This is a genomic window from Cellulophaga sp. BC115SP (genome assembly GCF_009905545.1).
GTDB classification, from domain to species: domain Bacteria; phylum Bacteroidota; class Bacteroidia; order Cytophagales; family Spirosomataceae; genus Flectobacillus; species Flectobacillus rivi.
The window spans coordinates 24,453-38,388 of sequence record NZ_JAAALB010000042.1 but is presented as its reverse complement, the minus strand read 5'-3'; the positions used below and the strand labels follow the sequence as shown (position 1 = coordinate 38,388).

Below are 13,936 nucleotides of genomic sequence, written 5' to 3'. Positions count from 1 at the left end.
TTTGTACCTTTGCTACTATCTGCCTAACCACTCCGCTCCTTTATATCTAACCCCTCTCCCCTGAACCCTAACCCCTCCCCCCTCATATCAAACTATACAACCACTCAACATATCATTCTTTCCTTTTTCATAGCAAATGCTATCTTGCCAAAATTCTCATTTTGAGTTCGTCTTTATCCTATTAATTTGTTCTTCAAAATGACTAAATCTTATTATAAAACATCTTTAACAGTATGCCATCATTCTTTAAAACACTTCTCGCATCGGCATTGGTAGTATCGAGTCTCGGTTCCATTGCCCAAACTAAATACGAGTGGAAATCGGCAAATACAGCTGGTTACAATTATAAATTTGTAACCAACGACCCGATGAAAGCACGTTTTTATCAACTTAAAAATGGTTTGACGGTCATCCTTAGTGAAAACCACAAAGAACCTCGCATCCAAGCCCTTATTCCAACCCGTGCTGGCTCTAACACCGACCCGAAAGATCACACAGGTTTGGCGCACTATTTGGAACACATGCTTTTTAAAGGAACAGATAAATATGGTTCTTTAGATTGGGCAAAAGAAAAACCTCTGTTAGACAAAATCAATGACCTTTACGAACAGTATAACAAAACCACTGATGCTGCAAAACGTAAAGAAATCTACAAAGAAATCGATAAGACTTCGGGCGAAGCAGCCAAATATGCCATCGCTAACGAGTACGATAAAATGATGGCAGCCATGGGCGGACAAGGTACAAATGCCTTTACCTCTTATGAACAAACGGTTTATACCGAAGATATTCCGACAAATGCTATCGACCGTTTCTTAGCGCTACAAGCAGAACGTTTTAGAAATCCTGTTTTACGCATTTTCCATACTGAACTAGAGGCAGTTTATGAAGAAAAAAACCGTAGCTTGGACAATGACCCTTGGAAAGTAGAAGAGATCAAGTATGCGGCTCTTTTCCCTACCCATAACTACGGTCAGCAAACAACTATTGGTACGATTGAGCACTTGAAAAATCCGTCTTTGATTGAAATCAAAAACTACTTCAACAAGTACTATGTTCCAAACAACATGGCCATTATCATGGTGGGTGATTTTAATTCAGATGAGTTGATTAAGAAAATTGATAAGGCTTTTGCTTATATGCAAACCAAAACTGTTCAAGAATATAAGCCTGCACCAGAATTACCATTGACAGCACCAATCATTAAAGAAGTATTTGGTCCAACTCCAGACAATATCACTATTGCATGGAGATGGCCAGGCGCTGTTAGTCCAAAAGAGCATATCATTGGTACTATCGTTGACGAATTGATGTCTAACTCAAAAGCTGGTTTGATTGATATTAACCTTTCAAAAGCACAAAAAGTATTGCGTGCAAGTTCAAGTCCAGACTGGAATAAGGACTATTCTGTATGGACATTGAGTGGAACGCCAAAGAACGGACAGACTCTAGAAGAAGTACGTGATTTGTTGTTAGGTCAATTGGATTTATTGAAAAAAGGTCAATTCGATGAGTCAATTATCAAAGCTATTGCAGCCAATTACAAATTGAATGCTATCCAAAGTTTGGAAAAAAATGATGCTCGTGCCTACAAACTTTTGAATGATTTTGTGGTATCAAAAGGTATTGATTGGAATGAAACTTCTGCTATGACTGATGCCTTGAGCAAGGTTACGAAGCAACAAGTCATTGATTTTGCGAACAAATACTGCGGAAATGGCTATGTAATCGTGTACAAACGTAAGGGCGAGGACAAAAATATCTCTAAAGTTGACAAACCAGAAATCACGCAAGTTGAAACAAATCGTGAGAAACAATCTGACTTTTTGAAAGCTGTAAACGCGATGCCAATGAAGGATATTCAACCAAAATGGTTGGATTACAACAAAGACCTTCAAAAAGGTAAAGTAGGTCCTGCGGAAGTATTATATGTAAAAAATGCTGACAACGATTTATTCCGTTTGACATACCGTTTTGACATGGGTAGCTGGAATAGCAAAGTATTGCCGATTGCATTGCAATACTTGAATTTCTTAGGCACACCAACAATGTCAGCTGAAGAAATCAGTAAAGAGTATTACAAATTGGCGAGCAATTTTACAGCAAACTTTACCGATCACCATATCAATTTAACAGTATCGGGTTTGAATGAAAATTTTGACCGCACTGTATCTTTATTCGAGCAACTGGTTACGTCTGCGAAGGCCGACCCAGCTACTTTCGAATTATTGAAAGGACGTTTATTAAAACAACGTAATGATGCCAAAGCCAACAAAGGTGCAATCTTACAAGGTTTGGCTCAATACGCACAGTTTGGCGCTAAAAACCCTCGCACAGCACTCAATTTCACTAACGAAGAGTTGAAGGCATTGACGGCAGACGAAGTAGTGAATTTCTTGAAAGATTTATTCAACTTTAAGCATACTGTTGTTTATTATGGTCCAAAATCGTTGGAGCAATTGAGCGCTGACCTTTCAAAAGTTCATAAATTCCCAACACAGTTTAAGGCTGATTTACCATTGGTTGCTAATTTTGATCGTATTACACCTTCAAAAACACAAGTTTTGTTTACAAACTTCGACATGGTTCAAGCCGAAATCGACTGGATTCGCCCAACGGTTAAGTTTGATCCAGCTCAAACTCCAGTAGTGGAATTGTTCAATAATTATTTTGGTGGTGGTATGTCATCTATCGTTTTCCAAACAATTCGTGAATCAAAGGCTTTGGCTTATTCAACGTATGCGTACTATTTTACGCCAAATACTAAAGATGAGAAATACTTTTTAGTTGGATACGTAGGTACACAAGCAGATAAGTTGAACGAAGCTATCCCAAGCATGAACGAGTTGTTTAATGTATTTCCAGCCTCTGAGAAGAACTTGGAAACGGCAAAAGAAAGCATGTTGAAAAATTATCAAACAGAGCGTATTACACAAGATGCTATTGCATTCAACTACTTAGCAGCACAAGAAAAAGGCTTAAATTATGACGAGAGATCTAAAATCTTTGAAGCATTAGGCAAGTTAGGATTGGAAGATTTGAAAAAATTCCAAGAAGCAAACATCGCTAATAAGCCTGTTACATACTGTATTGTAGGTTCAGAAAACAAAATCAAAGTAGATGAATTAAGCAAATATGGTGAAGTGAAAAGATTAACACTTGAAGATGTATTTGGTTATTAATTGTTAGATTAGAGTATAATTAAACTTAGAAGTCGATTAAAATAAGCACATTATATTATTTGTTTATTTTTCGAAATCCTACTGTTTGAGCCGAAGGCGAGTTTAGGATTTCTTGACTTTCTTTTGTTACTTTTCTTGTGTCAAGACAAGAAAAGTAAGGAGCGGCGAATGGAAATTTCGTTTTTCTGACAAATACCCAAAAAAGATTAAATATGCTCTTCACAATAAAAAAACGGCTATGAGTTTCGTAGCCGTTTTTTATTTATAAACTTTCACCATCTTCCAGAAGTTAATCATAAAATACTATCTCAAATATCAGATGGAAACAGACAACACTATGGTATATCCTATCGCAATTGTTGGTGGAGGTTTGGCAGGTTTATGTGCAGCAATACATCTTCAAAAGGCAGGGAAACAAGTAATTTTATTCGAAAAAAAGCATTATCCTTTTCATCGAGTTTGCGGTGAATATATTTCTAATGAAACCAAAAATTACTTAACAAAAATTGGACTTAACCTAGAAAATTTAGATATACAGAAAATTAGCAAGTTTCAATTTACAGCGCCATCAGGTAAAAGTCTTGACTATCCTCTCGACCTTGGTGGCTTTGGATTGAGTCGATATACTTTGGATAATGAACTCTACAAAATAGCGCTAAACTGCGGTGTTCGTTGCAAAACTGGCACAGAAGTAGAAGACATCGTTTATGAAGAAAACCAATTTAAAATTCGACTAAGCCATTCTAATCAAATCATTTATGCGAAATATGTACTAGGTGCTTATGGTAAGCGTGCTAAACTGGATCAGTATTTACAACGCCCTTTTCTTCAAGCTCGAAGCCCCTATGTTGGAGTTAAATATCATATACGACACCAGTATCCAAAAGACCTAATCAGTTTGCACAATTTTGAGAATGGATACTGTGGAATCTCCGCAATTGAAGACGAAAAATTTTGTCTATGTTATTTGACAAGTAGAGAAAATTTAAGAAAATATAAGAATGTATCTGAGATGGAAAGGAATATTCTCTGGAAAAACCCTCATCTCAAGAAAATATTTTTGGAGGCTGAATTCCTTTACGACAAACCAGAAGTAATTAATGAAATTTCATTTTCTCCCAAAAAACAAATCGAAAATCATATCATCATGATTGGAGATACAGCTGGATTAATTACACCTCTTTGCGGAAACGGCATGGCAATGGCTATCCATAGCGCCAAATTAATTTCAGAAATTATACTAGAAAATTTTGATAATCGTGAAGCTGTTGAAGCCCAATATCAAAAAGCGTGGAAAAATTATTTTGGGTTTCGATTATGGGCAGGAAGGCAAATCCAATCATTGTTTGGACATCCTATACTAACTGAATTTGTACGCTATTTTTTTAAAATATGTCGCCCAGCACTAGGTATATTCATACAATCTACGCACGGAAACGAATTTTAATGAAAAAAATTTTATTTGGCAATAAAGACTTTACGCAAAATCAAATTTGTATTTTTTCAATATTACAAAACTTAATTAAGTCATAGAGACTTTCTTCAAATATTTTAATATTAAGCAAAAATACTCATATTTGTTTATATAAAATATCGGTGTTATGTTTGCATACCAAATTACACTTCAACGATAGACCTGTAAGCGTTTTCGAACTACTTACGGGTCATTTTTTTTTATAGCTATTCTCCTCCTTATTATCTAGCATAAAGCTTTTCAATAACGATTACCATCCTCAAATAACCGATATTCTATTAACGAATAACTCCACTTATAAGGGAATAACAGTAGTTGTTTTTACCTCTGACATCACAAAAGAACTACTGATATGAGCCACACTTGCTAGGGCAGAAAGTTTTCTTTGGTAAAAATCATTGTAGGCTTCCATATCTTTGGCAATCACTTTTATCAGATAGTCATAATTACCCGACACAATACAACATTCTATTACTTCAGGATACTGACGAATAGCCTCCTCAAATTCTACAAATTGGTTTTTCTGTTGTTTATCCAAAGTAATACTACAATATACCATCAACGGATTCCTTAACTTCTTTCGATTCAGAATGGTTACGTACTTTTCGATGATTTCTTCCTGCTCCAATCGTTTGATTCGATCGTGGGTAGGTGTCATCGACAGATTGATTTGTCGTGCAATTTCCTTGATAGTCAATTGCGCATTTTCCTGAATTAATTGTAATATTTTTACATCTATAGCGTCTAATTGCATGGTGAAAAAGAAATTTTTATTGGTTAAGATTAGAAAAAAGATTCAAAAACAGGATTTTTTCCTCTATAAAGACAAAAATATTTTAACTATTTCTTATTTTTCTAATAACAGTAAAATATTTTTCTGTTATTACTAATTTTGTCTCACACTTCATCAACACAGATAACAAATACCTAGGAAGTCGGTTGCAAAAATTGTGATTTTATGTGTGGCGAATTGGACTAACGAGATTGAATACAAGGGATAGATAGAAAAAATTTCGAATGAGGGAAGACCAGTGTTGACTGGTACATAACACAATCAGCAACCGACTAACTTAGGCTTAAACCCCAACCAAAACTTATGATCATCGGCGTACCTAAAGAAATCAAAAACAACGAAAACCGTGTAGCACTTACACCTGCTGGTGTTGCTGAATTTAAGAAAAACGGTCACACAGTTTATATCCAAGCAAGCGCTGGTGTAGGAAGTGGATTCACCGATGAAGCTTACGAAAAAGCTGGTGCTACGATTCTTCCAACAATCGAGGCAGTGTATGAAATTGCTGAGATGATTGTGAAAGTAAAAGAGCCAATCGCTTCTGAATACAAATTAATCAAAGAAAACCAATTGTTGTTTACGTATTTCCACTTTGCTTCGTCTGAAGAATTGACACATGCAATGCTTGAGCGTAAAGCAATTTGTTTAGCTTACGAAACCGTAGAGAAAGCAGATAGAAGTTTACCATTATTGGTTCCTATGTCTGAAGTTGCTGGTCGTATGGCGATTCAAGAAGGAGCAAAATACTTAGAGAAACCAATGGGTGGACGTGGTATTTTGTTGGGCGGTGTAGCTGGTGTAAAACCTGCCAACGTATTGGTATTAGGTGGTGGTATCGTGGGTACACAGGCAGCTAAAATGGCGGCAGGCTTAGGCGCAAACGTAACCATTATGGATATTAGTTTGCCAAGATTACGTTATTTGGAAGACGTAATGCCAGCTAACGTTGACACAGTAATGTCAAACGAATATAACGTTCGTGAAGCAATTAAATTGGCTGATTTAATTATTGGTGCGGTTTTAATCCCAGGTGCGAAAGCTCCACATTTGATTACTCGTGACATGTTGAAAGATATGAAACCAGGGACAGTACTAGTTGACGTAGCTGTAGACCAAGGTGGTTGTATCGAAACTTGTACACCAACAACACACGAAAATCCAACGTTTGTCATTGATGAAATCGTACACTACTGCGTTGCTAATATGCCAGGTGCTGTACCATATACATCAACGTTGGCACTTACAAACGCAACTTTACCTTATGCAATTCAGTTGGCAAACAAAGGTTGGGAAAAAGCATGTAAAGAAAACGAAGAATTGAAAAAAGGCTTGAACGTAGTAAATGGCAAGATCGTTTATAAAGGTGTTTCTGAAGCTTGGAAATTGCCTTATTGCCATATTTCAGAAGTTTTGGCTTAATTGATTATATATTAGGTGATTTTTAAAAGGCTATCCGATTGGATAGCCTTTTCTATTTTTTCATAATCATTTAATATACCTCCACAACATTCTTCAACCCACTAATCCAAATAAAATCAAATTCCTCCGACGATTCGGGTTTGATAGTCTTTCCATTTAGTTTCCAAGTAGTAAATTTTCCTTTGGGATATTGGACTTTTATTTTCCAAGAAGATTTCGTTTGATTAAAATCAACCTTCAATACAGAGGATACTTTTTGATAGCTCATACTCAAGCTATTATCTCCTATCTGTACATATTTAATTTTGGCATTGTTCCAAGTACTTGGCATTTGGGGCTGAATAACGATTAATTTTGAACCTGCTTGAGGTTGAACTCCAAAAAACTGCTTGATAATCGGGGTAGCATAGCTATACAAATTCCAAGCTTGACACATCATTCCATAATCTGGAGAAACTTCATAAATCGCTCCTGGCAACACATAGCTAAAGGTTTTAGTCATTTTATTCAAATACCACAAAGCCCCATCAGGGTTACCATAATTATTCTCTCCAATAGCTGCTACTCCCGTTGGCAAAGTCATCACTGCACCCGTGTAAGTAAAAGATTTACGTACAAAAGTGGCTGGAGCTTCCTCCGAATTAGAACTTTCATCTCGGTCAATACCTGTCACAAAAGCACCAAATGGATTGGTGTATTTACGTGCATTTACAAGTGCCAGTTTGGCTTTTTCAGGATCCGCTATACCCATTTCCATAGGCGTATTTACTACCCAATTATGGTGTAACGCAAAGCCTTTTTTTGTACCTACAGGCAAAACCTCTACGTTAGACTTTAATTGTTTTAATTCTGCCACTGCCCAGGGTTTTTGCAGGGTATCAGCTCTTACTATTGCATCGTCTATCAAGTGTAAGGTCTGTTCTCTAGTGCCAATAAAGTCAGCAAAAGATTGACTTTCTGGCACCCAAAAATCAGTATTGATTTGGTGTTTGATTTGATTAGCATTGCGCTCATATTGTAAAGCCTGTTCGCTATCTCCTACGAGTTTTGCTATTTGAGCGGCATCAGCAAAGGCTTTTTGGGTATAAACAGCAACGTCAATCATCTCGCTATTGAGTCCATGGATTTCCATCATACCAAAGCCATCAGGAAGCAAGTTTTTATCCTTATCGTTTTCTTTCAAGAGCCAATCTAACCCTTTTTTAATGGTCGGATAATACTTTTGTAAGAAAGATTTATCGCCTGTCCATTGATAAATCTCCCAAATCATACTGGCAAATTGTGGCGTTTCATTGACATTGCCAGGATTGAAAACAACACCATTTGAAGACACCTCGTGAACAATACGCCCATTGCCATTTTCTTTTTCTGAAAGTTTATTCAAAACTTCAACTGCATCATATACTAAATCCTTTTTTCCTGTTGCCACTAAGCCTTTCAAGGTATATTCGGCGTCTGTTCCAAACCACCAAGGATAATCAGGCATCCCTGCCGACATACCACGCCCAACCGCTGGAACGTCACGTACCAACCAATCTGTATTGTATTTCACCCAACGAAATGCCTGTTCCAATTTTTTGTCAGGAACGGTTAATGCTGATTGCTTTGCAATTGACTCATAGCGTTTGATTTTTTGTTGAAGTAAAACAGAAGCAGTTTTCTGAATATTTCCAAAAGTCTTATTCACAGCCCCTTCCGATTGGTATGATCCTGCAATCACAATTGGCAAAATAAATTTTGATTTAGGAGCAATTACAATATTGTATATCAAACTAGCTTTGGTTCCTAAACCTTGGGATTTAAACTGACAATCTGATGTATTTTGATGATGTGATTTGGCAGAAATACTCGCACCAAACTGCACATACCAAGGATTTTTTTGGTCTTTTACGACCCAAGATTGACTTGCGTTTCGCCAAGTAGCTTTATCCTCCGCATCAATCATATTATTTCGCTCGCCAAGCCAAACTGGTCGTAAATCGCTATGTCCTGTAAATTCAAACTCAAGTGTTTGAGGACTTGTCCCATGATTCTCAAAAGTATATTCCACTACAACTCCTTCTGTTTTATCTGGAACAAACTGAAATCTTTGAATAGAAAGATTGGGCAATATGTCCTGATAAATATGCTTATTGCCATAAGGAAAATTCACAAAAGATGTAGCTTGGTCTAGACAACGAGCCGTACCATTGGCTTGTATTTTGGCAGAAAAACCATCCATCAATTTAATAGGATGATCCCAAATCCCTCCCATTTCGCCAGTGACGTGCCAGCCCAAATCAGGAAATTGCCCATTTTGATGCCCTACCATATAAAGACGGTCGCCTGCGGTCACATAAGGCGTATTCAGATACGATTTTTTCCCAGTAATGCTTTCACTATTTTTGGTCAAATCAAGTAAAGAGGCTTTTTGAGCCTTTGCTTGTATAGAAGCTACAACAAGGCTTCCAAGCATAAGGGTTTTGAGGATTGATTTCATATTTATTTATAAAAATGGATTTATTCTACATCAAATTTAATGATTTCTGGAGATTTTGTTGTTAGGGTTTATTTTTTACAAAAAATCCGTAGTACTCAGTGAATACTACGGATGCAGAATTACGCGGTTTAATAAAATTTTTGAAGAGTTCGGTTTGAAAAACTCGGTTTGAAAAACTCAGTTGGTTAATTCAAGTCTTTTTAGTCCATTTTTCACTTCAGGACAAGACATAAACAAATTCCATAAGAGTCCAGAACGATGGTTTTCTATCATGACAATAATTGGTCCTTGGTCGATTGCCAAAAAGCTATCAGCATACCAGAATTTGTTGAGATTGAAAGCATCTACAAAGCCATATTCTTTCCAGATTTTATCACCTAATTTGTAATAGAAAAACTGTAAAGCTTGCATCGATTCTGTAGGCGTGTAAGGAAAGGAAGCTAGTGCTGCCGTTGGAGAAATCACGCCCAAATCATTGTCAGGTGCGTGAGCGGAATACCCATTTTCGTTGTCGCTGGCAGTAAGCCCCCAACAATTTTCGCCATAGAAAGCATATTGTTTAGGATTCGCTTTGCAATAGAGATAATTGATTTGAGCATGTGCTTTATTTTGGTCGAAATAATTAGTGTATTGGTCGGTCAGTAATTTAGGATTGAGTCCTAAAAATGAATAGTGGGTAAAAAACAAAGGTCCTCCCATATTTCCGCCCAAGGGAAGTTTCACACCAAAGTAACTATTGCCATTTTTGAAAGCACCATTACGAGTCCAGCCGTTTTGATAAACGTCTTTGGAAATCGCATACTTTTCAGACGATGCTGCCAAAACATAAGTAATCAAAGCCTCATTCCAACCTGAGATTTTCATATTCATTGCCCAAGCGTCGGTAGGTGACCAATGCCAATACAAACCATTAGAAGTATTTTGGGTAAACCAACTCCATTCGACTCCATTCCAAAGGGTATTAATTTTTTGACGAAGTGTAATTTCTGCTTGAGTATTTCCATCAAAATATTGTCTTGCTGTGAGCAGGCCTTGCATCAAGAACGAGGTTTCGACTAAATCAGCGCCATTGTCTTTCGCACTAAAAGGAACCGTTTTACCCGTAGCGCCATTGAGCCAATGTGGAAATGCACCATGAAACTTTTCAGCCTGATTCGTCAAAAAATCAACTATTGTGGTGAGTCGTTGAAGCCCTTGTTCACGTGTAATAAACTTGCGTTCAATGCCAACCACCATCGCCATAATGCCAAAGCCCGAACCACCAGAGGTGACTATATCTCCAGAGGTATTACGTTCGCGAGCCAGCCCCGAAACAGGATGTCCAAAATCCCAGAAATAGCGGAAGGTTTGTTGCTGAACCTTAGTCAGCAATTCATCATTGCTAATTCTTGAAAATTTGTCTTTGGCATCAATTTGCGTCGTCAGATTGACAGCAAATTCTGTTCTGAGCGAACCTCCTGCTTTTGACTTTAGGTTGTTGTTTACTGATAAAGTGTATTTGTTGAGGTAATCCAAATCAAGTGCGGGTTTGATTACAATCGCACTGTCATTTTGAGTTAAAGAAGTTTGTACAGCAAAGGAATTGCCAGCAGTATTTTTTAACAAAATCGCTGATGCTAGCGAACTAGCATCTAGCGCTGTATTGAAAGTAAGGATTATTTCAGGTTTTGTCGTAACATCTTTATAATCAAAGCCATTGTAGTCACCATTGACTCTTAAAGTATTAAGACTAAACGAGCTAGGCGTGGGTGTTGGCTTTACATCGTCTGTTGCTTTTTTGGAACAAGCACAAAGAAGAATCAGCAACACACAAACAATTTGATAAGGTAAGACTTTCATAAATTTTGGATGTTATGAAAGGGTGAATAAATTCACCCTCTAAATGGAATCTTGGGTCAAAACTATTCATATTGTAAAACTTCAACCCGAGCATCATTTTTCCTAAAAATAAAATCAACGACCCACCCGAAGATAGGTCGTTTGACACAAAAGGCTTTAGGCAATAAGCTTTATGCCATAGGCAAAAGTCTAAATGAGTTTCTTATAAAAAAAAAATGAAAACATTTTGCCTAATACCTATGGCTTACAGCTTAAACAATCTTATTCTGTAAAATAACTAAATCAATTCGGGATAGATAGATCTAAGTGATAAGCTGAGAATGAAGATTTATAATTAAAAAACTTCGCACTCCAAACTCGCAACTCAGCACTCAAAAGATTATTTCCCTCTACCTTCAAGCTTCACCAAGGCATTTACCTCATTTTCGGCAAGGGCTTTGTTGTAGATACGTACTTCATCTAGTTGACCATTCAAGAAACTAGCCCATGATTGTTTGTCACCACCATTGAGACTAGGACTTGTTTGGAATTGAACCGTACCAAATACCATCTTAGAAGCATTCTGGAATTTGATTCCTCCGTAACCTGCTACCACTTGAGTCGCAATTTTATTACCATTATAATACACCTTAAAAGTCGACGAGGTAGCATCATACGTAACGGCAATGTTTGCCCAAGTATTCCAAAGGTTGTTCAAATCATAGTTACCTAACCACGCATCTTTTCCTGCATTGTTCACGTGTACTTTTAACAAACCTTTCGCATCTGTAGCGCCATTTTCTAAGAAAATCGTAAGATTTCCCCAGAAAGAAGATGAGTTAGCAATATCCACCAAACCAACAATCCCTGCATCATTTTTCTTCATGTTAACCCACGTAGTTACCGTGAAGCTGGAGAGATTTTGGATGGCAGCAGGCACATTGCTTACCACATATTTGTCGATACCACCAACCATTGCTTGTCCCTTCACTCCGCCTGCAAAGCTGGTACCTGTAGCCTCGCCTGCAGTTTTGGATACTGCATCGATATAGCTATTGTCGAACGACCAATAACCGACCAAGTTGCTTGGGGCAATTTCAGAAGTACTTGTATATCCTCCGATAGACACCGCTGGAGCATAAGTAGAAGCATCAAACTTCTCGTAGCAAGAACTCAACAGCATAGATGAGCCAAGCAAACCAGCTAATAATGATTTATTTTTGAAAATATTCATAGTTACGAACTCAAATTAAATGTTAGACATTGGCAACAATTAGTATCCAGGGTTTTGCTTAAGTACGCCAGCGCTTAAGTCAATTTCGTTTTGAGGAATTGGGAAAACCTCATGAACACCTGTTTTGAAGCCTTTTTTACCCAAAACTTCAGCACCTCTACCTTGACGAACCACATCGAAGAAACGGTCAAATTCCATTGCCATTTCTACACGTCTTTCATGGTAAATTGCTTTACGTAATTGCGCTTGGTCGGTGGTGGTTACTTTTGGTAAAATTGCAGCATTACCTTGGCGAGCACGTGCACGAACCATTTCTAATGAGGCTAAAGCATCAGCAGTATTGCCTAATTCCATATTTGCCTCGGCATTCATCAACAAGACTTCTGCATAACGCATCACTCTAACATTTTGCTCTGCACCTTCGTTGTAACCAGATACAAACAACGAGAATGGCACATAAGACTTCTGATTGTACATGGGGTTGTCACCAGTAGCTGGAATTGCATCACCTTGAGGAGTAGTTTCGCCACGGAAAATAATCGTTGCATCCAAACGAGGGTCGCCAGCTTCAAATTCATTCACCAAATCTTGTGTTGGAACATTAAAGCCCCATCCGCCACCTTGTGAACCACGAACCCCTTGTACTTGTGAGTATTGTGAGCTAGATGCAGATGCATTTCCTAAGATTAGTTTACATTGAATCTCAAAAATCGACTCTTTAGAGTTTTCATTCGGAATACGGAATACTGAATCGTAATTTGGAAGTAAGCCATATCCCATACCCATCACTTGTTTGGTAAGACTAACTACATCGCTCCATTTTTTCTGATACAAAGCTACTTTCGCATTCAATCCCAAAGCTGCTCCTTTTGTAGCACGACCGATATCAGCAGCACCATAAGTTTGTGGTAATACAGTAGCTGCATCTTGCAAATCTTTTTCGATAGCTGCCCAAACTTGTGCTTTAGGTGTACGAGCCAAATTATATTGAGAAGCATCAGTTGCCAATGACAAACGCAAAGGCACGTCACCAAAAGCACGCACTAATCTAAAGTAGCAATAAGCACGTACAAATTTTGCTTCAGCGATATAACGAGCCTTTAAGCCTTCGTCCATGCTGATAGCAGGGATATTCGTAATTACTTGATTGGCATAGTTAATAGATTGATATTGACCTGTCCAAAAATCAGCAATTTGTCCCTCCGTAGATGTATGCGTAAACGTATCAAACTTGTTGAAGAAGGTTGCATCACTTGGGCTACTTCCTTTTTCAGCATCATCTGAAGGTACACTTTCGACAGCGATTGGGGCAAAAGCTGTATTGTTCCATGAACGAAGGTTGGCATACATGGCATTTACGGCCTTGGTAGCGTCTGCTTCATTTTTCCAGAATTGTTCAGATGGTTGTTGTCCTTGTGGTGGAACTTCCAAAAAGCTATCACTACAGCTAGATAGAGTCAACACTAAGGCAACTGGTAAATATTTCCCTACTTTAAGGGCTGTTGAAATAATGCTATATTTTTTCATAATTCTTTCT

The 13,936-nt window shown here is 37.7% G+C and carries 8 protein-coding genes; 3 read left to right on the top strand and 5 right to left on the bottom strand.

Annotation, left to right across the window (positions count from 1 at the left end; genetic code table 11):
• Positions 1 to 233: 233 nt before the first annotated feature.
• On the top strand, positions 234 to 3,182 hold the full coding sequence (locus GVN22_RS21920) for a pitrilysin family protein (protein ID WP_166553148.1): 2,949 nt from the start codon (positions 234 to 236) through the stop codon (positions 3,180 to 3,182).
• A 319-nt stretch (positions 3,183 to 3,501) separates the two neighbouring features.
• The gene (locus GVN22_RS21915) at positions 3,502 to 4,629 is read left to right on the top strand and encodes an NAD(P)/FAD-dependent oxidoreductase (RefSeq protein WP_205691000.1); all 1,128 of its coding nucleotides are present in this window, start codon (positions 3,502 to 3,504) and stop codon (positions 4,627 to 4,629) included.
• A gap of 322 nt (positions 4,630 to 4,951) precedes the next feature.
• On the opposite strand, the gene GVN22_RS21910 is transcribed toward GVN22_RS21915, so the two are convergent.
• Entirely contained in the window at positions 4,952 to 5,410 is a 459-nt protein-coding gene (locus tag GVN22_RS21910) for an Lrp/AsnC family transcriptional regulator (RefSeq protein WP_166553147.1), read from the bottom strand.
• A 342-nt stretch (positions 5,411 to 5,752) separates the two neighbouring features.
• Between GVN22_RS21910 and ald the strand changes: the two genes are divergently transcribed.
• Positions 5,753 to 6,868, top strand: coding sequence for an alanine dehydrogenase (gene ald / locus GVN22_RS21905; RefSeq protein ID WP_166553146.1), 1,116 nt, complete (start codon positions 5,753 to 5,755; stop codon positions 6,866 to 6,868).
• Between the two features lie 70 nt (positions 6,869 to 6,938).
• Here ald and GVN22_RS21900 read toward each other — a convergent pair whose 3' ends face one another.
• The 4 genes from GVN22_RS21900 to GVN22_RS21885 form a co-directional block, all read right to left on the bottom strand.
• On the bottom strand, positions 6,939 to 9,347 hold the full coding sequence (locus tag GVN22_RS21900) for a glycogen debranching protein (RefSeq protein WP_166553145.1): 2,409 nt from the start codon (positions 9,345 to 9,347) through the stop codon (positions 6,939 to 6,941).
• 177 nt (positions 9,348 to 9,524) lie between these two features.
• A complete protein-coding gene (locus tag GVN22_RS21895; protein ID WP_166553144.1) occupies positions 9,525 to 11,186 on the bottom strand; it encodes a glucoamylase family protein in 1,662 nt (553 codons plus the stop codon).
• Positions 11,187 to 11,565: 379 nt separating this feature from the next.
• On the bottom strand, positions 11,566 to 12,399 hold the full coding sequence (locus tag GVN22_RS21890) for a LamG domain-containing protein (RefSeq protein WP_166553143.1): 834 nt from the start codon (positions 12,397 to 12,399) through the stop codon (positions 11,566 to 11,568).
• A gap of 39 nt (positions 12,400 to 12,438) precedes the next feature.
• Positions 12,439 to 13,926 (bottom strand): RagB/SusD family nutrient uptake outer membrane protein, encoded by a 1,488-nt coding sequence (locus GVN22_RS21885; protein ID WP_166553142.1) that lies wholly within the window; start codon positions 13,924 to 13,926, stop codon positions 12,439 to 12,441.
• Positions 13,927 to 13,936: the final 10 nt, after the last annotated feature.